Annotated in this window: 18 protein-coding genes; 11 read left to right on the top strand and 7 right to left on the bottom strand. The window is 56.6% G+C overall.

Annotated elements, in window-relative coordinates:
• Nucleotides 1-7: 7 nt before the first annotated feature.
• Complete coding sequence (ytfQ, locus tag CFBP5473_RS15800) at nt 8-967, bottom strand: galactofuranose ABC transporter, galactofuranose-binding protein YtfQ (protein ID WP_027676109.1); 960 nt, start codon at nt 965-967, stop codon at nt 8-10.
• 491 nt (nt 968-1,458) lie between these two features.
• Here ytfQ and CFBP5473_RS15795 point away from each other — a divergent pair, with 491 nt between their 5' ends.
• Entirely contained in the window at nt 1,459-3,279 is a 1,821-nt protein-coding gene (locus tag CFBP5473_RS15795; protein ID WP_027676108.1) for an IlvD/Edd family dehydratase, read from the top strand.
• Between the two features lie 82 nt (nt 3,280-3,361).
• On the opposite strand, the gene CFBP5473_RS15790 is transcribed toward CFBP5473_RS15795, so the two are convergent.
• Nucleotides 3,362-4,081 (bottom strand): metallophosphoesterase, encoded by a 720-nt coding sequence (locus CFBP5473_RS15790; RefSeq protein WP_051441323.1) that lies wholly within the window; start codon nt 4,079-4,081, stop codon nt 3,362-3,364.
• A 152-nt stretch (nt 4,082-4,233) separates the two neighbouring features.
• Here CFBP5473_RS15790 and CFBP5473_RS15785 point away from each other — a divergent pair, with 152 nt between their 5' ends.
• Both CFBP5473_RS15785 and alkB read left to right on the top strand, forming a co-directional pair.
• A complete protein-coding gene (locus CFBP5473_RS15785; RefSeq protein WP_027676107.1) occupies nt 4,234-4,869 on the top strand; it encodes a hypothetical protein in 636 nt (211 codons plus the stop codon).
• A gap of 2 nt (nt 4,870-4,871) precedes the next feature.
• Complete coding sequence (alkB, locus tag CFBP5473_RS15780) at nt 4,872-5,525, top strand: DNA oxidative demethylase AlkB (protein WP_027676106.1); 654 nt, start codon at nt 4,872-4,874, stop codon at nt 5,523-5,525.
• Here alkB and CFBP5473_RS15775 read toward each other — a convergent pair.
• The 5 genes from CFBP5473_RS15775 to CFBP5473_RS15755 all read right to left on the bottom strand — a co-directional run bounded on the left by CFBP5473_RS15775 (nt 5,520) and on the right by CFBP5473_RS15755 (nt 12,787).
• Nucleotides 5,520-6,011 (bottom strand): hypothetical protein, encoded by a 492-nt coding sequence (locus CFBP5473_RS15775; RefSeq protein ID WP_027676105.1) that lies wholly within the window; start codon nt 6,009-6,011, stop codon nt 5,520-5,522. The genes alkB and CFBP5473_RS15775 overlap by 6 nt on opposite strands.
• Nucleotides 6,012-6,080: 69 nt before the next feature.
• Nucleotides 6,081-7,433 carry an HlyD family type I secretion periplasmic adaptor subunit gene (locus tag CFBP5473_RS15770; protein ID WP_037171229.1) on the bottom strand — a complete coding sequence of 451 codons (1,353 nt, stop codon included), beginning with the start codon at nt 7,431-7,433 and terminating at the stop codon, nt 6,081-6,083.
• A gap of 5 nt (nt 7,434-7,438) precedes the next feature.
• Nucleotides 7,439-9,604 (bottom strand): type I secretion system permease/ATPase, encoded by a 2,166-nt coding sequence (locus CFBP5473_RS15765; protein ID WP_027676103.1) that lies wholly within the window; start codon nt 9,602-9,604, stop codon nt 7,439-7,441.
• 25 nt (nt 9,605-9,629) lie between these two features.
• Entirely contained in the window at nt 9,630-11,645 is a 2,016-nt protein-coding gene (locus CFBP5473_RS15760; RefSeq protein WP_027676102.1) for a hypothetical protein, read from the bottom strand.
• A gap of 155 nt (nt 11,646-11,800) precedes the next feature.
• Nucleotides 11,801-12,787 (bottom strand): hypothetical protein, encoded by a 987-nt coding sequence (locus CFBP5473_RS15755; protein ID WP_027676101.1) that lies wholly within the window; start codon nt 12,785-12,787, stop codon nt 11,801-11,803.
• 812 nt (nt 12,788-13,599) lie between these two features.
• Here CFBP5473_RS15755 and CFBP5473_RS15750 point away from each other — a divergent pair.
• From CFBP5473_RS15750 to CFBP5473_RS15715, 8 genes are all read left to right on the top strand, one after another.
• Nucleotides 13,600-14,376: a helix-turn-helix transcriptional regulator gene (locus tag CFBP5473_RS15750; RefSeq protein ID WP_027676100.1), complete on the top strand. Its 777-nt coding sequence runs from the start codon at nt 13,600-13,602 to the stop codon at nt 14,374-14,376.
• 153 nt (nt 14,377-14,529) lie between these two features.
• On the top strand, nt 14,530-16,275 hold the full coding sequence (locus CFBP5473_RS15745) for a methyl-accepting chemotaxis protein (RefSeq protein ID WP_234881837.1): 1,746 nt from the start codon (nt 14,530-14,532) through the stop codon (nt 16,273-16,275).
• 124 nt (nt 16,276-16,399) lie between these two features.
• Nucleotides 16,400-17,293: a DMT family transporter gene (locus CFBP5473_RS15740; protein WP_037171205.1), complete on the top strand. Its 894-nt coding sequence runs from the start codon at nt 16,400-16,402 to the stop codon at nt 17,291-17,293.
• 77 nt (nt 17,294-17,370) lie between these two features.
• Nucleotides 17,371-17,625 carry a DUF2188 domain-containing protein gene (locus CFBP5473_RS15735; RefSeq protein ID WP_027676097.1) on the top strand — a complete coding sequence of 85 codons (255 nt, stop codon included), beginning with the start codon at nt 17,371-17,373 and terminating at the stop codon, nt 17,623-17,625.
• A complete protein-coding gene (locus CFBP5473_RS15730) occupies nt 17,603-18,160 on the top strand; it encodes a 2'-5' RNA ligase family protein (RefSeq protein ID WP_051441322.1) in 558 nt (185 codons plus the stop codon). Before CFBP5473_RS15735 ends, CFBP5473_RS15730 begins: the two co-directional genes overlap by 23 nt.
• Nucleotides 18,161-18,163: 3 nt before the next feature.
• Nucleotides 18,164-18,823 carry an ABC transporter ATP-binding protein gene (locus CFBP5473_RS15725; protein WP_027676096.1) on the top strand — a complete coding sequence of 220 codons (660 nt, stop codon included), beginning with the start codon at nt 18,164-18,166 and terminating at the stop codon, nt 18,821-18,823.
• Complete coding sequence (locus CFBP5473_RS15720) at nt 18,820-21,225, top strand: ABC transporter permease (RefSeq protein WP_027676095.1); 2,406 nt, start codon at nt 18,820-18,822, stop codon at nt 21,223-21,225. Before CFBP5473_RS15725 ends, CFBP5473_RS15720 begins: the two co-directional genes overlap by 4 nt.
• Nucleotides 21,215-22,276, top strand: a complete 1,062-nt coding sequence (locus CFBP5473_RS15715) for a lipocalin-like domain-containing protein (protein WP_027676094.1) — start codon at nt 21,215-21,217, stop codon at nt 22,274-22,276. The genes CFBP5473_RS15720 and CFBP5473_RS15715 overlap by 11 nt, the downstream gene beginning before the upstream one ends.
• The last annotated feature ends 17 nt before the right edge of the window (nt 22,277-22,293 follow it).

Here is a 22,293-nt window from a genome sequence, read left to right as displayed (position 1 = left end):
TCGCCTATTAGTAGCCGAGGCCCTTCTTGGCTTCGTAAACCTTCATTGGATCGTCAGATGCCGTATAGAGCTTGGATTCCGTCTGGATCCACTTCTTCGGCTCTTTCTTGTCCTTGAGGTAAGCGTCCAGCGCATCGAATGCCGGGCCAGCCATGTCCGGTGTCAGTTCGACGGTAGCATTGGCTTCACCAGCCGCCATTGCCTTGAAGATATCCGGAACCGCGTCGATGGACACGACCTTGATATCCGTGCCGGGCTTCAGGCCAGCTTCCTTGATGGCCTGGATCGCGCCGACAGCCATGTCGTCATTGTGGGCGTAAACAGCGCAGATGTCCTTGCCGCCGCCTTCTGCCTTGATGAAGCTTTCCATGACTTCCTTGCCCTTTGTGCGGGTGAAGTCACCGGTCTGCGAGCGGACGATCTTGATGTTGTTGTGGGAAGCGATTGCTTCCTCGAAGCCTTTCTTGCGGTTGATGGCGGGCGAGGAGCCCGTGGTGCCCTGAAGTTCAACGACCTTGCAGTCCTTCGAACCGACGTCCTTCACCAGCCAGTCACCGGCGACCTTGCCTTCGTGAACCTGATCGGATGTCACGGCGGTCAGGTAGAGGTTGTCAGGTGCTTCGATCTGGCGGTCGAGAAGGATCACAGGGATTTTCTCTTCCTTGGCTTCCTTCAGAACGGCGTCCCAGCCCGTTGCAACGACCGGCGCGATGAAGATCGCATCGACGCCCTGTGCGATAAAGCCGCGAATAGCCTTGATCTGGTTTTCCTGCTTCTGCTGGGCATCGGCAAACTTCAGCGTAACGCCACGCTTCTCGGCCTGCTGCTTGGTAACGGTGGTTTCTGCCGCGCGCCAGCCGGATTCAGAGCCGATCTGCGAGAAGCCGACGGTCAATGTTTTTGCGGAAACGCCGGATGCCAGACATACGGAAAAGGCGACAGTAACTGCCGCGATTGCTTTTTTCATCTTTAATCCTCCCAGAGATGAACTCAGCTATGACGACATCGATATGAGCATATAGTATTATCTTTGAAAAGAGCTTTTTAGCGAAATGGAAAGCCCGGACGGCTGCTCAGAACTGAGAAAACGAGAATTTATCCTTATTTTACAATATAAATTACCTCAAAAATATTTTCCGAGGACGCGACGGAACCCGCCCTTGCTTTACTTGACAACTCCTTCGCAGGAGAAATAGTAATATGAATATCAAAGCCCTGATGTTGGCTCAGTGTGGACCGTTCCTCGCTGCAATCAGGGCGCAAAAGAACGAACCAGGGCGGAAATTTCGTGTCGATCCTCAGCGACTGCTTTCAAAAGCCAAGCCACTTAGGGCACTGTCCCTGGCCGGGTGATTGCGATTCGCGCTGTTTTGGAGCGCCTTTTTCCGCTGTTCACCACAAGCTCGACGCATTCCTATTATCGTACCCATTCGCCACTTTCGGCTGGAGACCAGAATAATGACCGACTCGAACAACCTACCCACAACTCAAGGCAAGGGCGGGAAACTGCGTTCTCGCGCATGGTTCGATAACCCCGCAAACGCCGACATGACGGCGCTCTATCTGGAGCGTTACATGAACTTCGGCCTCAGCCAGGCTGAATTGCAGTCCGACCGCCCGATCATCGGTATCGCGCAGACGGGCTCCGACCTTTCTCCGTGCAACCGCCATCACCTTGAACTGGCAAATCGTCTGCGCGAAGGCATTCGCGAAGCGGGCGGTATTGCCATCGAATTCCCGGTTCACCCTATCCAGGAAACCGGCAAGCGTCCGACCGCCGGTCTGGATCGTAACCTTGCCTATCTCGGCCTCGTGGAAGTTCTCTACGGCTATCCGCTCGATGGCGTCGTTCTGACAATCGGTTGCGATAAGACCACGCCTGCCTGTCTGATGGCGGCGGCCACCGTGAACATTCCTGCCATCGCATTGTCCGTTGGCCCCATGCTGAACGGCTGGTTCCGTGGTGAGCGTACCGGCTCCGGCACCATCGTCTGGAAGGCCCGCGAACTTCTGGCAAAGGGCGAGATCGATTATCAGGGCTTCGTAAAGCTCGTTGCGTCTTCCGCACCGTCCACCGGCTACTGCAACACCATGGGTACGGCAACGACCATGAATTCGCTGGCCGAAGCGCTGGGCATGCAGCTTCCGGGCTCTGCCGCTATTCCGGCTCCGTACCGCGACCGTCAGGAAGTGTCCTATTTGACCGGTCTGCGTATCGTTGAGATGGTCAAGGAAGACCTGAAGCCTTCCGACATCATGACCAAGGATGCCTTCATCAACGCCATCCGCGTCAACTCGGCAATCGGCGGCTCTACCAACGCACCGATCCACCTGAACGGCCTTGCCCGCCACCTTGACGTAGAGCTGACGGTCGATGACTGGCAGACTTATGGCGAAGACGTTCCGCTTCTCGTGAACCTTCAGCCTGCCGGTGAATATCTCGGTGAAGATTATTACCATGCCGGTGGCGTTCCAGCCGTCGTCAACCAGCTCATGAACCAGGGCCTCATCAAGGAAGACGCGATGACGGTCAATGGCAAGACCATTGGCGATAACTGCCGTGGTGCCATCATCGAAGATGAGAAGGTCATCCGTCCTTACGATCAACCGCTGAAGGAGCGTGCCGGTTTCCGCGTGCTGCGTGGCAACCTGTTCTCGTCCGCCATCATGAAGACGAGCGTGATTTCCAAGGAATTCCGCGACCGTTACCTGTCCAACCCGAACGATCCCGAAGCCTTCGAAGGCAAGGCCGTGGTGTTCGATGGTCCGGAAGATTACCACCACCGCATCGACGATCCGTCGCTCGGTATCGATGCGAACACGGTTCTCTTCATGCGCGGTGCAGGCCCAATCGGTTATCCGGGTGCTGCGGAAGTCGTCAACATGCGTGCGCCGGATTACCTGCTGAAGCAGGGCGTCACATCGCTGCCATGCATCGGCGACGGTCGTCAGTCCGGCACCTCGGGCAGCCCGTCGATCCTCAACGCTTCGCCGGAAGCCGCTGCTGGCGGTGGTCTTGCCATTCTGCAAACAGGCGACCGCGTGCGCATCGACGTTGGCCAGGGCAAGGCGGATATCCTGATTTCGCCGGAAGAACTGGCAAAGCGCTACGAGACGCTGAATGCGGAAGGCGGATACAAATTCCCCGACCACCAGACGCCTTGGCAGGAAATCCAGCGCGGCATCGTCAGCCAAATGGAAACAGGCGCGGTACTCGAGCCTGCGGTGAAGTACCAGCGCATCGCCCAGACCAAGGGTCTGCCGCGCGACAACCACTAAAATAAAAGTGCCGGAGACAATCCGGCACAGTTCTATCCATAGCCACCGGTTGATGCTCAGCCGGTGGCTTTTTCTTTGTCTATCAGTCTGAGGTCATGACGGTGATCGCGCCGTCATTTTTGATTTTGACCGCGGACAGGCGACCGGTCATGAACGCGCCGGTATCGACGTTCAGGCGATTGTTTACGAGTGCGACCTGCCGGATGGGCGTGTGCCCATGCACGGTCAGGAACGGGTTTGGCGCTTCCGGCACGGCCTGCTGGTTTGGGCGCACCCACAATAAATGCTTATCGTGCTGCTGATCCAGCGGAACACCATTGATGATGCCTGCATGGACAAAGCAAAGTCCGGGTACTGAAAGAAGCGAGGGCAGGGTGGCGATGAAGTCCGTGTGCTGGCGAGGAATTGCCTGATCGATCAGTGAGCGCAAGTGCTGGCTATCGGAAGGAATATTGCCGATTCCATAGGATTTCAGCGTCTCGATGCCCCCGAATTCCAGCCAGAGATGATCGCGGCTGGGATTGCGAATGAAATCCAGCATGGTTTCTTCGTGATTTCCCGCAAGGCAGAAGCGCTGGATATTTCCCGCAACTGGCTGCATCAGTTCTTCCAGAACCAGCGAGGATTTTGGCCCGCGATCCACGTAGTCACCAAGCATGATGATCCACTTCGTCCCGCTTTCGCGCGCCGCATCCGCATCGATCTTGGCCTGAAGCATGAGCAGCAGGTCAAGGCAGCCATGAACGTCTCCAACGGCGTAGATGACATCCGGTCTTTCGGAGGAGAAGAGTTTCTGGCGCATTGCAAATTCCGGCAGTTTGGGAGAGGTAGGTAAAGGGTATGGGCCAACAGGCTTAACGACACATTTACGCATTCCCCAATTACTTCTCCCTAAAACTGTCTATTTCTCATGTCGTTCTGCGTGTGCTGCTAAAAAAGCGAGGGAGGAACGACATGCCACTCCAAAACCGCGTCGATCCATTCGGCGAGATTCTCGATCTGCCGATGCGTGGGCTGTTTACGGGAAATCGCGGCATCATCCATGATCCCGATACACGCACGCTGACCAGCAGGAGGTGGACTTCGAAATCCTGGATCATATGCAGCTGTAGCTACAAGGACGTGCGGCGTGATGTGATGGCAACGCGCAGCTGGACGGAACTGTTCTTCTTCGATGAAGCGACGGCCTTGGCCGCCGGGCATCGTCCCTGCTTTCTCTGCCGCAGTGAAGAGGCAGGAAAATTTGCGGCGGCATGGGCGGAAGGTAATGGCTCCTCTTCTCCATCCGCGAAAGAGATCGACAGGGTTTTGCATCGGGAGCGGTTGCAGCTGAAACGCAAGCGCGTGAACATGCTGCTTTCGCCTTTGGAGGATCTGCCGGACGGGGCTATGATCGCGGCAGGCGGAAAAGCTTATTTGATGGCGGGAGGGAATGCTTATCAGTGGAGCCCGCGCGGCTATCAGCAGGCAATCCGGCTTCCCTTCGTGGAAGGTCTTCTGACCCCGCCTTCGACATTAAAGTCATTGAGTGCAGGATATTCGCCGGTTCTGCATCAATCCATAGAGGCTGGAAGCCGGAATGCTGCATGATGATGGATGACCTTTTTGCAAGTCTGGAGCCAAAGCGGCCCCAGTTGGAAGTAATGGCCGACGGCGCGTTGTTGCTGCGGGGTCGTGTGCTGCCCCAAGCACAGACATTGCTCGGCGAAATAGGCCGTATCGCCTCGGAATCACCGTTCCGTCACATGGTCACACCCGGAGGGTTTTCCATGTCCGTGGCGATGACGAACTGCGGCACTTATGGCTGGGTGACGGATCGCCGTGGCTATCGCTATGAGCGCAGCGATCCCGAGACAGGCAGACCATGGAGTCCGATGCCGGAAAGCTTTTTGTCGCTTGCCGTAAGCGCGGCGAAGGAGGCTGGCTATCCCGATTTCACGCCCAATGCCTGCCTCATCAATCGCTACGAGCCGGGCGCGAAAATGTCTTTGCATCAGGATAAGGATGAGAAGGACTTTTCCAATCCCATCGTTTCCGTGTCGCTCGGGCTGCCTGCGACCTTCCAGTTCGGCGGCCTCAGCCGAACGGATCCGGTGTGCAAGTATCAACTCCAGCACGGCGATGTCGTCGTCTGGGGCGGGCCGTCGCGTCTGTTCTATCACGGTATCCTGACGCTGAAGGATGGATTGCATGAGGACGCAGGACGCTTCCGCTACAATCTCACCTTCCGCCACGCCGCTTTATAACATGGCAGACACGCGCTCGCTGCCCTTGAGGAAGGTCCATATATCCTTGCTGATCGCAGCGATTTCGGCAATCGAGCCTTCCAGCGACTTTATCTCATTATCGTCCACCGGTTCCACCTTGCCGTAGCGAACCTGCTTGTCGTCCTCCACCAGCCGCATCAGTTGCGTGCTGGAAATGTCGCCGTTCTCATCGAATGAATAGATGCAGTGATTGTATTTGTTGCGCACCCGCGCTTCTTTCGTCAGCCGTGAGGTGAGGCTGATGATGGCTTTTCGGTCGGATGCCGACGTGGGCCGCAGCTTGGCCAGACGCTCCACAAGGTCGATGCGCGCGCGCGTGGTATTGAGGGTGAGGAAGACGACGATTGCCGCCTCCTTGTCGACCTTTAACAGATGGGCAATCACGTAAATGAGCAGGCTTTCGGTGTTCGTCCAGACATAGTTGAGACGACCGACCAGCAACAAGACCTCGGACATTGCCGCCATGGCGCTCTCCATCCCCGACCTGAAGATATGATAGCGCGGGTGCGGAGAAATGCTATTGCGCCTTTAGAGTTATCTCTCCTTGAAAGCGCGCGACATGCTGTCTTCGACTGGTTTCACGAGATATTCGAAGAACGTGCGCTCGGAGGTCTGGATCAGCACATCCGCGGGCATGCCGGGGACGGGATGGAATCCGTGGACTTTTGCGATTTCCTCATCCGGCACCTGTACGCGAACGATGTAGACGTCCTTCACCTGAAGCCCTGCATTTTCCTCGATGCTGTCGGCGGAAACGTAGAAAACCTTTCCGTTCAGCACGGGCGTAGTGCGGCGGTTCAGGGCGGAAAGGCGAATTGCTGCGGTCTGCCCCTCATGCAACTGGTCGATGGAGGTTCTCAAAACCTGCGCTTCAAGAATAAGCGGCACATGCGCTGGCAGGATTTCCATGATCGGCTTGCCGGTGGTGATGACGCCGCCTGCGGTGTGATAATAGGACCGGATGACCGTTCCATTGACGGGCGAGCGGATAACCGTGCGGTCCAGAACCTGGGCTGCTTCCCGCAATTGCTGGCGAACGCTGTCGAGATCGGACTCGGCAGTTTCCAGCGCATCCAACGCAGCCTGCTTATTGGAATTCACTGCGATAATTGCTTCCTGTCTGAATTTTGCGATTTCGGCCTCGCTCTGGTTCATCTCGCCATCTAGCCGGGCAATGTCACCCATTGCATCGGCAATGGCACGCTCCAGTGCCAGCATATCCGTTTTGCGGATCACGCCGTCTTTCGCCAGCTTCTGCTTGGCGTCGCGTTCTTGCTCCAAGAGTGACTGTTGACGCTCGAAAGCGGCCTTTTGGCCTTGGTAGCCGGTGTAGCGAAACTCCAGGGATTTGATGTTTTTCTCAGTAAGATTAAGCTGTTCCTCAAGCTTGTTCAGTTTGCTGTGGAAGACGACATTCTGACTCTGGATGATGGAGTTGACGTCCGGATCACTGGCTTCCACCATGACGATTTCCGGTATCTTGAACGCCTTGGCACCCTGTGCCTCCGCGCGAAGGCGCGTAACGATGGTTTCCAGGCGGAGGCGTTTCAGCTTCAGCATACGCTCATTGGAAAGAGCCGCCGTTTTATCGAGAGTGAGAAGAATATCGCCCTCCTTCACCACATCGCCTTCGCCCACCATCATTTCCTTGATGATGCCGCCTTCGAGGTGCTGGATGATCTTGTTGTTGCCGGTTGCCACGAAACTGCCCTGCGCGATGATGGCCGAGGCGAGCGGTGCCGTACCTGCCCAGTAACCGAAGCCACCGAAGGAGGCGAAGAGAACGGCGAGACCCGTCACGCTATACATGCGGATGGAACGCGGCACCTCGCTGTACCACTCGATCTGGCCCTGTTCCGATGGCTTTTGCTTGCGTTTGAAAACCATGGCATTCAACCTTCTATCCGCGGAGCTTGAGTGTTCGGTTGATCCTTGTTGCCGGACAGGGCGCGAAGAACCTCCACGCGTTCACCGAACATGGCAACCGTGCCGTCTTTCAGGATCATGATCTTGTCGACGCATTGCAGAAGTGCAGGGCGCTGCGTGATTGTGACCGTTGTGATGCCCTGTTTCTTGGCATGCAACAGCGCCTTGGCCAGCGCCTGCTCACCCTGCGTATCGAGGTTAGAGTTCGGCTCGTCGAGCACGACGAATTTCGGGTCTCCGAAGAAGGCACGGGCAAGCGCAATGCGCTGCTTCTGTCCACCGGAAAGCGGTGCGCCATCCGCTGCCACAACCGTCTCATAGCCCTGAGGGAAGCTCGCAATCAGCTCATGAACATCGGCGAGAACCGCTGCCTCGTAAATCTGCCGGTCGTCCACGTCATCGCGCATGCGGCAGATATTTGCTTTGATCGTGCCGGGAAAGAGCTGCACGTCCTGCGGCAAATATCCGATGCTTTCACCGAATTGCCGCTGATCCCAGTTGCGCAGGTCCATCAGGTCCAGCCGCACATTCCCCGATGTGGGCAGGATCGAGCCCACCAGCATCTTGCCGAGCGTCGTTTTGCCGGAACCGGAATTGCCGATGATAGCAAGCGATTCACCCTTTCTGAGAGAAAAGGAAATGCCGTTGAGAACCACTTTTTTCTGCGGAGGAGGGACGAAAAGGATACGTTCCACATCCAGTCGGCCTTCCGGGTTCGGCAGGCGAAGGCGTGGAAAGTTCAACGGCGAATTGACCAGCAGCTGCTTGATACGGCCGTATGAGGAGGCCGATTTGTTGAACTGATGCCAACCCTCGATAGCGCCTTCAATGGGCGCCAGCGCGCGACCGGAAACGATGGAGTCCGCGATGACCATGCCACCGGTCAGCTCACCCGAAAGCGAGAGATGGGCACCCCAACCCAGCAATGCGATCTGGGTAATCATGCGGCAGGCTTTTGAAACGCCGGAGAACATGATGTTCCGGTCCTGCGCCGCCACATGGGACTTCAGCGAACCAGCCGTCTCGCGACCCCACATCTTCACTGCCTCGGGGATCATGGCCAGCGCATTGATGATCTGCGAGTTGCGGGACATGGAATCGAGGTGGAAGTTTGCGCGGCTGAGATAGCCGCTTGCTTCGGCGAACTGGTGGGCCGTGAACTTCTGGTTCAGCCAGGCAATGAAGAATAGCGCAGCACAGCAGATCATGATGATGATGCCGAGATGCGGGTGAACCAGATAGACCACCAGCACGAACAATGGCATCAGCGGCGCGTCCAGAAAGGCGATCAGCGTTCCTGATGTCAGAAAGGAGCGAAGCTGCTGAAGGTCCTGTAATATCTGATAATCCTTGCCGTTGCCATGCAGTGATGCGCGTGCTGCCGCGCTGAGGATCGGTGCGCCAAGCTGCACTTCCAGCTCTACGGCGGTGCGCATGAGAATGAAGCGGCGGATGGAGTCCATGAAGGCCTGCAGCAGCACCGCCCCGATAACGGCGATTGTCAGCATGACCAGCGTATCCATGGAACGGCTGGTGAGAACACGGTCTGAAATCTGGAAGAGATAGAGCGGAATAGCCAGAAGCAGAACATTGATCGCCACCGTGAAGAGCATCACGATGACCATGTTGCGCCGTACTGCCGCTATGCCCTTGGCAAGGCTTGCAGCGAAATTGACGGGCTCGCTGCGCTTGTGGAAGCCGTTCTTGTTGCCACCTCCACCGCCGCCTCCGCCCCCGTTCAGGTCGGGCTCTTTTCCGTTGCCGCCTCCGCCTGTAACCGCCCTGCGCTCATTTTCACGAATGGGACCATCATTATTATCGATAGTTTTGACGAAGGGCATTTCAGGGGGAGGAGACTTGAGGTCCGTTTTGTCAGTCGGTGCATCGCGAAGGGCGGGTTCAACCCGCGGGACAGTTTTACCCTCGGCGGGTTTGGCCGTTGGGGTTTCGGTAACTGTGGCCGTCGAAGACCATGCATTCGTCTCCGAAAGTTGACGCAGATTTTCAACGGCATCGTTGATCGCTGCCACGCATGCTTCGCTAAGGCGGGTGTTTTCATCGAGGCAACTCGGCTTGTTTTCCAGATTAAGCGGATGCCCCTGATCCAGCCTGTTTTTTGAAATGTGATCCATTTCGTTTCCCCTGAAAAGACGTCGCTCAAGCGACGGCGGTCTGCATGACATCGACAGGGTGGGCTTGGGACCAGGAGAGGTCATGGCCGCCATTGATGGTCAAGTCAGCGCTGTGGTCTGTGTGATGTCCGTCATCGAGAAATGCGATGACTTCATTGGCGAGCTTGTCGCCGGTCGGGTGCGTGTCGGCGGTATCGTGCTCCACGATACCGCCCTGGATCAGCACGGAATCGGAATAGAGGTTACCGGAGACATAAGTCGAACCGCCGAAGCTATCGTAATCGACGATGCTGGCGATGTTGACGACCGCATTGCTGCCAGTGTCGATATGGACGGTGGCATCTTCATTGTTCGCCAGAACCTTCGATGCTGCCAGCGTGACCTGATCGGAATCGCCCAGGACGCTGACCTGCTTCAAATAGGTCACGTCATAGACGTTGCCGGTGATGTAAAGGACGTTGAGGCCCGGATAACCCGCGAAATTGGGGTCTGTAGAAAGGCCCTCCGGCATATGCGGGTCTCGCTCGTTGATCGCTTTTACCGCGTCGTTCATGTAATCCGGCATGGCAGCAAAGCGATCATTGCTGCCTATGTTGTGGATCGAAGCTTCGTTCCAGAGGAGGTTGTTGCCGGATTGGACCGAAGCATCGGGCGCTCCCGTGGCGGCATGGATGGTGTCGTTGTCGTAGAGGACGGCAATTTGCGAGATCATGTTCATATCGATGACGTTGCCGCCAACGATAACCAGATCGTACTGCATGCCGATGCCCAGAAAGCCCGCAAGATTGATTGCGCTGTTGCCGCCCGTTAGTACGCTGACATCTGCACCGGAGGTGGTGACAGTCATCGTATCGTTGTCGGAAACGAAATGATATTGCTCGATCCAGTGGACGAAAGACACGTCGCCCTGCACATAACTGACGCGCCACGCGGTTGGGAAGATTGTGCTATCGGTCGCGTCGCTGCTACCAGCGTCCCCATTATGGCTCCAGTTGCTGCGTTCGAAACTGGCGATGTTATTGGCCACGGTTCCAGCGTGGTCCTCTTTCACCGAGAATGCCGCATCGATGCTGTCGTGATCGCTGTAAACAAACGACTGTGTGATGGCATCGATCTGGTGATAATTTCCCATCACCGCCAAAACAGGCGAGATGACCGAAGTGTCAGTCACCGACAGCAGATTGGCGACTATGTTTGCCCCGGCAGCCACATCCAGCGTGTTGGGGGCAGCCCCATGGCTTTCCAGCGGAATGTCGCTTTTTTCCGGCTCACCTAATGGTTTGGCGATGCCGCGATCGGGCATGAAGTCATCGATGTCGGGTTTTTCAGCCGACAATACGCCGTTGATATAGGTGCCGTTGATCGATGTGTCCGCAATGACGAAATCCTGATCGGCGCCCGTCCCCAGTGACGTTACCTCATGCTCACGCGATTGCATCGCGAAGTCATGCACGTCGCGCGCAATCGACTGGACACCTTCATAGGTATCGGTGCGGTGATAGGCATTGAAAGGTGTGAACTGTGCAGCCTCGTTATAATATTCGACAGTACGCTGCGTGACGAATGACGTGTCCCGATATTGGTTGGGGCCATCCGTCATGTTCAGGTAATCGTCGTCTTCAAGCAGGGTAAGCTGCGAGACGTGCGTGATCGAGGATCCGGGACCGGCATAAAGCATAAGCTCGCTGCGATCTTCCTCATAGCCACCATGGCCGTGCGCGCGAAAATGGGGCGTGCTCAAGTCCCGAGAAGCGATCTCCCGGAGCTTATGAAGACTGTCTTCAAAAGTGTGGGCATGCCCGGCGCGGGTGTGGTTGAGATGAAATATAGCGGCACGGTATTTCACGCCGGGATCGAAATCCTGCAAGGATACGTCATAATTGGGGTCGTCGTTCGCTGCCTGTCGATCCTGAGGCAACTGGTGATCGGCATCCTCCGAGCGCCCTTCCGTGTAGCGTGTTCTGAGCCGTGCTTCGTCCATGTCTGCATCGAAGAGACCGATGAAGTGGGCGATCATGTCCGTGATTTTGTCGGTGTACATTGGCTCTCCCTCCTCTTCAGACCAAGAGCGGGCCTCCACCAGTCCCAAGTTCTTTGACTTGTAGGCGGATCAGCCTGCGATCATGGTCTTCCGGTTAACCCTGAACCGGAAACTGCACCGGCGGATGCCGGTGCAGTTCATGCTTGGGGGAGAAATCAGGAGCTTGCGTCTTCGCCGACATGGTGGGAGTCGCCACCAACCGCGCTGCCGTCGAAGGAGTTGGTGAGAAGGTTTGCACCCTGTACCAGTTCCAGATGGTAGCCGGAGTTCGCAAGGATTGCCGATGCGTTGGCGGAACTGGAGCCGGAAGCGTCGTCGCCTGTCTTGAGGTCCCAACCCTTGCCGTCCATTTCCATACCTTCCGCGCCATGTGCCGATCCGCCATTGGCGCTGAGATCGTTGTGCGCATCCTGGTTGTTCATGCTGATGTTGTAAGCGCTGTCCTGATCGGCCAGATGGCTTGCCTGAACGACGCTGAATGCGCTGTCGGCTCCGTCGCCATTCAACGAGTTGTTGAGAATATTGTCCACGTTGAGGGAGAAGGAGAAGTCGTCACCGAGATTGAAGGCGATATCGCCGCTGGCGATACCGAGGTTACCGAAATCCTTGACATGATCGAGCGTCGCAAAATCCGTATCGGTCTTGGCGAAGGAGTCGTTGAAGCTGCCCGTCGTCGTCTTGATGTCGGTGTTCGTGTCGTTGTCGGTATAGCTGAACGACTTATTGTCGGAATCCGTGGTGTTGACGACCTTGGTGTCGTTATCGCTGTAGCTCGACGTCTTGCTATCGTAGCTCCAGTCATAGTCGCTCTTTACCGACGTATCGGCATCGTTGATATTGGTCGTCTTGGTGTTGGTCGTGTTGTCGTTGTCGCTGTAATTGGTTGTCTTGCTGTCATAGTTCCAATCATAGCTGTTGTCGCGATTGTTACCGTTGTCAGTAGCCACATCGACGTCGACCTTCGCATTGAGATTGGTGCTGTTATCCTGAGAATTATAGGTGTTGTCGCGGTTGCCGCCGTTGTTCGTTCCAACGTTGCTGTCATCGACATTGCTGTCATTGGTCGCTGTGTTGGCGAACCCTTCAGAGAGTGCACCGATTTTCGTGATGTCGTCGCCTGCTGGCTGGCTGTTGTAACCCATTTCAATTCCCTCCGAAAAAGAGTTCGGAGCAGCATTTCGAAATCCCTCTCATCTTTTATGGGATTATTTTCGCGCTCACTCCGAGGTTCACATATGCAGACGTAAGCAGTACCGGTCGTCTGCGGTTCGCATTGGCCCTTGCTCGGGCTCGCTGTTTTTGGGACTGCACAGGACGCAAGTTACCGACATGCGCATATCCGGTTCCGCGCCACGGGGTGGTGCGGATTACATGCTTCATTTGTTTGGTCATTTCCCTCTCGGTCGTGCCTGCAACATCGAAACACAAGGTGATGCTGTCGTAGCTGGCCGGTTGCGCTCTGTGGCAACGGGGCAGACTGTGTCCGACTTGGCCGAACGTTTCTAGCTGCTAAAAGGGATTAAGCAGTAGGCACTCCCCAGCCCCTTTCAGATAAAGCTGGGTGCAAATCGTACAGATATTGACCCACCCGCCAGATCACAGCAAAATCTCAAAACGGTCGCATCGGCTATATTTCTCTTTATTTTCAAGAAAAGCCTTCAGCCTTTGGTTATGAAGCATAAAATTTAAAACTGCTGGCTTTTATTTTTTTATCTTAATTTTTGCTCTGCTTACGTAAGTGTATTCTCAAGCAAAAATTTTTTGCATTTTGGCGCCCTAATCAGCGATCTAACCCTTTCGGGCAATTTCTTTCGTCGCAATTTCGTACTAATTTTCATCATTAATAAATAACTAATAAATGGCTGCCCGGGGAACTGCTAATCGGCCCGACTGATGTGTGTGGAAGCTCTGGCAATAAGAAGAAGTCAACGCGTAACGCTACAGGGAGGCGTATATGTTCATGGTTGCGTCCAGGGTTATCGATGCGAAGCAAAACAACAAAATCCTATCAACGAGCGGCAGTATCCTTGTCGTAGCCAACGCCGATCTTTTTTCCGAATGTCTCGTGGAGGCACTCGGAAAGAAATTTCCAGCTTGCGACGTTATCAGCGACGGTCCGTCTGGCAATGTCGCAAGCCGGAATATTCAGGACGTCAAACTCGTCCTTCTTTATAAGCTATCCGGCGCACAGCTGGAGGATTTGCTGGACGAGCTCCGCTTCAAGCATCCCAATGCCCGTATAGCGCTCGTCATCGACGCGATCGACATGATCGAGACCTATCTCAAGCAACTGGTGGAAACGCGCATCATCGATGGCGTTCTTCCATTGAATCTGCGGCTCGATGTTTTTCTGGCGGCGGTCGATCTTCTCATAAAGGGTGGCGAGCATTTTCCGTCTGCGCTGCTGGGCAAGCTCACAGCCGGTCCGGAAGTCTCCTCTCGCACCGTGTATGATACGCGCGCCGTGGTCGCCAACCGCGCCGATGCGCTTGCTGCAAAGAAAGATGAATTCTCCGCACTGACCACGCGCGAGGTGCAGATACTCGATCTTCTGTGCAAGGGAACACAGAACAAGATCATCGCCGACCGTCTGAAATTGTCGGAAAATACGGTCAAGGTTCACGTTCGCAACATCTACAAAAAGATGAATGTGAGAAATAGAACCGAAGCCGCATCGCGCTTTTTCCACAAGGACGATGCAACGAATGACGCTGGAAAATGGCGTAACTGACCATCATTTCTTGTCTCGTGGCAAGAAACCGGAAAATTCTTCACCTTTACATTAACCGTAAATCTGATTTTCCCGATTTGCGTGTGCGGCATTTACCTGCCGTTTCAGGGTCTCGCGTAATTTTTCTGCATGACGCGAGATCGGGAAACGACGATGAATACCATGCTCAAGGTGAACAGGACTTACCAGACGGACCTTCAGTCTGAGTTCAACACCAAATTGACGGCGGCACATGCCCGTATCGAGAAGAGGTTTCTCGATGGCGGCGCGGTTCTCGTTTCCGTCATGGAAATCCTGAACGACCTGATCGGCATTCTCGACGGAATGACAGGCACGCTGGATGGCAAGACCGCAGAAGGCACCATTGCCGGCCTGCGCAAGACCATCGCAGATCTCGCGCAACTGCCCGATACCGAGCAGAAGCGTCAGGCTGGCTTCGAAGCCTTGGCCAATATGTGCTCCTCCACGGGTGGGCATATCGATGATATTCACGAGACGATCCGCTATCTCAAGACCTTTGCCGTAACGGTGAAGATTGCCGGTGCGGGACTTGCCGAATTCGCCGGTTTTGCGGACGAAATTCGCGAGCGCATTCAATCCGGTGCCGATGAAGTGGGTCGCTTCGCCGCCAATCTCGAAGCCATGCGCCTTCAGCTTGAAAACGCGCGCTCCTTCTCCTCGAACACGCTTTCGGATTTCGGCACGACCATTCCGCCCATCATCAAGGGCCTGACCGAAAATTCCGCGCGCATTTCCACGCAGCACAAGGAAATGGCCGATATCGCCGCGCAGGTGAAGAAAATCGCGCAGGGCGTGCAGGGAAAGATCGGTTCGGTCCTCTCCTCACTCCAGATCGGCGATATCACCCGCCAGCGCATCGAGCACATTCAGAGCATGCTTCAACTGCTTGAGGAGTTTGTTTCCTCTTCCGACGGTGCTGCACTGGATGCGAATGAACATCACATCCTGCGCGAAGCCTTCATGCAGTTGGCAAGCGCGCAAATGGACGAAACAGCTGCGGACTTCCAGCGCGACTGCGGCAAGATTTTCACCAGCATTTCAAGCTTCACGGACGATGCAGCCCGCATCCTTTCGCTGCGCGATGAACTGGTAGACCGTACCTCCAAGGGCGATAGCAACGTGCTTTCGCTGATGGAACGCGACATTGTCGAGGCTTGCAAACTGGCCGAGCGCGTGCAGGGCAGCAGTGCGGATGCGGATGAAGTCGTTCTCTCCGTCACCCAGAGTGCGCAAGAATTGCTGCGCGGCATCGAAGTTCTCCGCTCGATCAAGATCGACATTCATTACATGGCGCTGAACTCCAACCTGCGTTGCTCCAAGCTGGGTGATGCGGGTCGCTCGGTCAACGTCGTTAGCGGCGAAATGCGCGTGTTTGCTGGCAAACTGGAAACGCCAGCCGATGCCATCGTGGAGGATTTGCAGCGCGTTGAAGCCGCGACGCATACACTGGTTCAACAGGGGCAGGGTCTGTCGCAGGATTTCACCGCGCCGCTCACGGAAGCGCTCGAAGCAATTCGCGGTGCCCGCTCGCAGATGGAGCAGGGCATGGAAGCCCTTGCCGCAGAAGGCCAGGCCGTGTTCAGCCGCATCAGCGCTGCCGTGGTCACGCTCGATTTCGAAAGCGAGCTTGGCTCGACCTTCAACGAGTGCTGCGGTATCGCCGCGCAACTGTCGGAAGGGTTCGACGCGGATGTTTCAGCTTTCGCGGACAGGATCGAAGGCCTCGCCACCCGCGTCTACAAACTCTACACCATGGCTCAGGAACGTGACATCCACGTCCGCTATCTGCCTGCTGCAACGGCCTCCAGCGCGGCTTCCCCAGCAGCGGCGGCAAAGATGGAGGATGATGACGACCTCTTTGCCGATGCGCTGTTCTAAAGCCTGTTGCACATCCTTTAAAACTCGCGAGCGCCCGACCAAAATCGGGCGCTTTCGCATTTTCATGGATCGGGACAGAGGACTCGGTTAGTACAGATCATCAACAGCATCTGTGGTGACAGGCATGACAGGATCATTGGAAGCAAGGCCGCTTTTCGGCATCGGGCTGGCGGCCATGGGCTATTCCTGTTTCGCTTTGCAGGATGCGCTGGTGAAATGGCTGGTGGAGAGTTACGCGGTTCCGCAGATACTCTTCGTGCGAAGCGCGGTCATCGTTCTGATCACCGGCATTCTGGCGCGTCATTACCGCCACCCTTCCATTCTCAAAAGCAAATATCGAGGCACCGTGGTCATCCGAGCGGCACTGATGCTTGTTGCGTGGATGCTGTTTTACAGTTCCGCGCGCTATTTGGGTCTGGCGGAGCTGACCACGCTCTATTTCTCCGCGCCGATCATGGTGATGGTGCTGTCGATTTTCGTGTTGAAGGAAAAGGTCGGTGCCGGGCGCTGGATTGCCTGCGCAGTCGGTTTCGTTGGCGTCGTCGTTGCCGCCAATCCCGCGCATTCACCGAACTGGCTGCCGGCTGCGCTCTGTATCGTCGCGGGTTTCTGTTGGGCGTGGAGCACGATACTCATTCGGCTCGTTAGCCGAAGCGAAACGACGCTGACGCAGATGTATGCGACAAGCGCGCTGTTCGGCATCGCCTGCGCGCTGTCCTTTCCCTGGCTCTGGAAAAACCCGGATGCGCAGGGGTGGCTTTTGATGATCACCGTCGGACTGGTCTCGACCATCGGGCAATATCTTCTCTATGAAGGTTTCCGCCACGCGCCCGCGTCTTCGCTTGCACCGGTGGAATATACCGGGCTGATCTGGGCCTTCATTTACGGCTATGCCATCTGGACGGAAATACCGGCCATCAATGTCTTCATCGGCGCAATCCTCATCGTCGCCGCGAGCCTTGTTCTAGTCAGTTGGGAACGTCGGAACATGAGAACCGCCAAGGAACGGGTCACCTGACCCAGCGGTACTGCTTTCCGCCGGGAACATCTCCGCTGCCGCGACGTTTGCGAGAGGCCTTCAAAAGGAGAATATCGATGGCAGTTACATATCATGTCGGTGAACACGATGGCGGGTTTGCTTACCGTGTTGGCGATGTCTGGTCCGAAACATTTCCTGATCACGACAGCGCGCTGGAAGCGGCGAGAGATGCCGCAGAGCGTCAGCAGATGGGCGGTGAGGAAGTGGATATTTCCTACCAGCTGGCAGACGGACGCTGGCAATCGCAGCATGTCAGCGGCGGCGACCGGCCTGAAACAGACGTTGTCGATGACACTGCAGAGCGCTCGTAGCGCCCTGCCACCCATCATCGTCACGGCGCATGTGCCGCCGGACGATATGGATTATTTCGACCGGCTAAGGCGGGAGCATTTTCCGCCGGAACGCAATTATCTGAAAGCACATATCACGATATTTCATCACCTGCCGGGACGCGTTCTCGAAGAGGCAATGGCTTTGGCGGCGGAAAGCGTGAACCAGCGGCAGTCCTTCAATGCGTGGATCAGCGGCATCCGGCACCTTGGCGCAGGCGTTGCCTTCGATATCGAAAGCCCGGAACTGCAAGAGTTGAGGGCCGATCTTTTCCAACGTTTTGGCTCATGGCCCGGTCCGCAGGACAGGCAGAAATTCAAACCCCATATCACTGTTCAGAATAAAGTCTCGCGCGCGGGCGCGGATCGGCTTTATGCTGAACTCCGCTCCGACTTCCAGCCTCGTCACATCACCGTTTCGGGTCTCGATCTTTGGAGTTATCTCGGCGGCCCCTGGGAGCATAAGGCCTTCCTGCCGCTAAGGAAAAAGTTTGAAACCGTGAATGTGAAATCTTGAGCGATGCTTCTATCCCTTTCAAATGTCAGCAAATCCTATGAGACCGCAGAAGGCAAGATTGCCGTTCTGCGCGGCATCGATTTGGCAGTCGATGAAGGGCAGAGCGTTGCTTTGACGGGTGAATCCGGTAGCGGCAAGAGCACGTTGCTTCACCTCGTAGGAGGTTTGGATCGGCCTGATAGCGGTTCGATCCTCGTGCGCGGTCGCGATGTGGCGCTTCTGGATGAGGCGGGGCGCGCCGAATACCGGCGCACTGAAGTCGGGCTGGTGTTCCAGCAGTTCAACCTCGTTCCCTCGCTGACAGTGGCCGCCAATATTGCTTTCCATGCAAAGCTCGCAGGACGCCATGATGCGGATTGGGAGCGGGAGTTGATAGAGCAGCTCGGCCTTTCATCGCTGGATAAGAGATATCCCGAACAACTCTCCGGTGGCCAGCAGCAGAGGGTTGCCGTTGCACGGACTCTGGCTGCGCGTCCAGCGCTGATCCTTGCGGATGAGCCGACAGGCAATCTGGACGAAGAAACCGGAGATACCGTTCTCGATCTGATGCTGTCACTCAGCAAGAGCGCGGGTTCGGCGCTTCTTCTCGTCACACATTCCATTCGGCTGGCGGACAAGCTGGACCGAAAAGTGGTTCTGCGTGGTGGAAAGATCGCTTCATGACGCTGACCGCCTTTTACGCTCTGCTATCGCATTGGCGCTATCGGCCTTTGCAGCTTTTGACGCTGGTGCTGGGCATAGCTTTGGCCACTGCTCTCTGGTCCGGCGTTCAAGCCATCAATGCTGAGGCGCGGGCAAGCTACGCACGCTCGGCTTCCATTCTGGAGCAAAGCGGGCTTGCCCGCCTCGTTGCAAAGGACGGAGGCTCCATCCCGCTCCAAAGCTTTGCCAAGCTGCGCCGGGCCGGATGGAATGTTTCACCCGTTATCGAAGGCGACTACAGGTTCGGCACGGTCAGGATCAAGCTGATCGGCATCGATCCTTTGAGCATGCCGAGCGAAGGTAGGCTCGTCACCATCTCCGGTTCGTCGGAACTTGTCGAGTTTGTGGGAGGGCAGGGTGTTCTCGTGGTGTCGCGCGCGACCGCGGAGCGGCTGGCGGGTGAAACAGACATGCCGCTCAAAATATCCAACGATATTCCTGACGGCGCAGCTTTTACCGACATCTCCGCAGCGGACCGTTTGCTGAACCGTGGCGGTAAGCTCACCCGCCTCGTGGTCGCGCCTGATCAGCGTCCGGGATTGCCCGCAATCGACGCTATCGCGCCGGAACTGACAATGCAGACCACGGAAGACAGGCCAGACATGGCCCGTCTGACGGACAGCTTCCATCTCAATCTCACGGCCTTCGGTTTTCTGGCCTTCATCGTCGGCCTCTTTATCGTCTACTCAGCTACAGGACTTGCTTTCGAGCAGCGACGCGCGAGCTTCCGCACGATACGTGGATTAGGCGTGTCTCTGCGCGCGCTAACCGCGATGCTCGTCATAGAGATCATGCTTTTGGCCCTGTTGTCTGGGTTGCTGGGTGTGGTGATCGGTTATTTCCTCGCATCATCTCTTCTACCCGGGGTTTCCGCCACGCTTCGCGGACTTTACGGCGCAAGCGTTCCCGGTAGCCTTTCGCTGCGGCCAGAATGGTGGGCTGCGGGGTTGGGAATGGCGCTGGCTGGAACGGCGCTTTCATCCGCGCAAAGCCTTTGGCGCGTGCGCGCAATGCCTATCCTTTCCGCCTCGCAACCGCGCGCATGGGCGCGCGCTTCCGCCATTTCCCTGCGGCTTCAGGCTTCGGCGGGTGCGGCTCTGCTGCTTGTTGCGGCGGTCGTGGCTGTGGCGGGTTCGGGGCTGGTATCAGGTTTCATCGTGTTGGTGGGTCTGCTCCTCGGGGCGGCGCTGATTCTTCCCGCCTTTTTGACCGTCATCATCAGGTTGGCCGAAGCGCGTTCGAACAAGGCGCTGACGCTGTGGTTCTGGGCCGATACGCGTCTGCAATTGCCGGGCCTTTCGCTGGCGCTTATGGCGCTGCTTCTTGCCCTTTCGGCCAATGTCGGCGTCGGCACGATGGTTTCCAGCTTCAGGATGACTTTTCTCGGCTGGCTGGACCAACGCCTCGTTGCGGAGCTTTACGTCACGGCACGAGATGAGCCAGAGGCCGCCCGCCTCAGAGCATGGCTGCCGCAACATGCGGAAGCGGTTTTGCCTATCTGGGGTATCGAGGGTGAGGTGCTTGACCAGCAAATCCAGATTTCCGGTGTCGCGGATCATGCCACGTATCGGGATCACTGGCCGCTCGAACAGGCGCCGGGCGCATGGGACGCGCTTGCTCAGGGGCAGGGTGCGCTTGTCAATGAGCAGCTTTTGCGTGAAAAACACCTGCAGGTTGGGCAAGACGTTGCTCTCCCCGGCGGCTGGAACGTGACGATGGTGGGCGTTTATTCCGACTATGGTAACCCACGCGGGCAGGTGATGGTTGGAGTAGACGCGCTTGCTCGACATTACCCGGATGTGCCGAAACTTCGCTACGGCGTGCGCGTCGATCCGGCACTTGCGCCGGAAATCAAGCAAAGAATGGTTGCGGAGCTTGGCTTGCCGGAAGGCAATATCATCGATCAGGCTTCACTCAAGAAACAGTCTCAGGCCGTGTTCGAGCAGACATTTGCCGTGACTGCGGCGCTCAACATATTGACGCTTGCCGTCGCTGGTTTCGCCATGTTTGCGAGCCTGCTGACGCTTTCCGGCATCCGATTGCCGCAACTTGCGCCCCTCTGGGCCATGGGCGTGCGGCGCAGAAAGCTGGCGCTTTTCGAAGTATGGAGAACACTCGCCCTCTGGCTCGCCACATTCCTCGCGGCCATTCCCGTGGGGCTGGCGCTTGCATGGGTGCTGCTTTCCATCGTCAATGTGGAAGCCTTTGGCTGGAAACTGCCGATGATGATCTTTCCCGTCGAATGGCTGCAATTGGGGGGCATCGCGCTTGTCGCGGCTCTCGCCTCCATTCTGCTGCCGGTGCGGAGGCTGGCGACAATCGATCCTGCCGATTTGTTGAGAGTGTTTGCCAATGAACGCTAGTCGCATCTGCCGCCTCATCCTCATGCTCCTCACTTTCGCTCCGGCCTTGGTTCAGGCTCAGGGCTTTGCTGGCCTCGGATCGGATGCGGAAGGTTTTACAGTTCCCGAACGCGGCACCGAACTTTCCTTTCCCAAGGACCATGGACCCCATCCCGATTTCAGGATCGAATGGTGGTACGTCACCGCCAATCTGACGACGGAAGACGGACGTGCGCTCGGTGCCCAATGGACGCTGTTCCGTTCTGCGCTTGCGCCCAAGGACGTGGAAGGCTGGTCCAGCCCGCAAATCTGGATAGGCCATGCGGCTGTAACGACAGCCGACCATCATTATGTGGCGGAACGGCTGGGCAGAGGCGGGGTCGGTCAGGCTGGTGTCAACGCCTCGCCGTTCGAAGCGTGGATCGATGACTGGCATATGAGAGGTGATGAGGCTGCGGACGCAATCGATCATTTGTCCCTGAAGGCAACCGGTCAGGACTTCGGCTACCAACTGCAGCTTGCAGCCAAAGCGCCGCTGGTGCTTCAGGGAGATCGTGGATTCTCGGTCAAGTCGCAAGCGGGTCAGGCGAGCTATTATTACTCCCAGCCGTTTTACGAGGTGGCGGGAGAAGTCACTCTGAACGGCAAGGCCGTGAAAGTCACTGGAAAGGCATGGCTTGATCGGGAATGGTCCTCACAACCGCTCGCCTCGGACCAGACCGGCTGGGACTGGTTCTCGCTGCATCTCGCTTCCGGTGAAAAGGTCATGGCGTTTCGTCTGCGTGATGCGGGTCCTGGCTATATCTCCGCAAACTGGATTTCAGCGGATGGCAGGACGATGCCTCTGGCATCGGGCGATGTGGTTCTGGAGCCGTTGAAGCGCGCAACGATGAATGGCCGCGAAATCCCCGTTTCCTGGCGCGTTAAAATTCCCTCGAAAGAGCTCGATATCACGACCAGGGCGCTCAACGACGCATCATGGATGGCCACGTCCACGCCCTATTGGGAGGGGCCGATCTCGTTTGACGGAAGTACGAACGGGGTAGGCTATCTGGAAATGACCGGGTACTGAACCAACCTGCCGCTGCC

The organism is Agrobacterium larrymoorei, assembly GCF_005145045.1.
GTDB classification, from domain to species: Bacteria; Pseudomonadota; Alphaproteobacteria; order Rhizobiales; family Rhizobiaceae; genus Agrobacterium; species Agrobacterium larrymoorei.
Note: the sequence above shows the minus strand (reverse complement) of the source record. Positions and strands in the feature narration are given on the sequence as shown.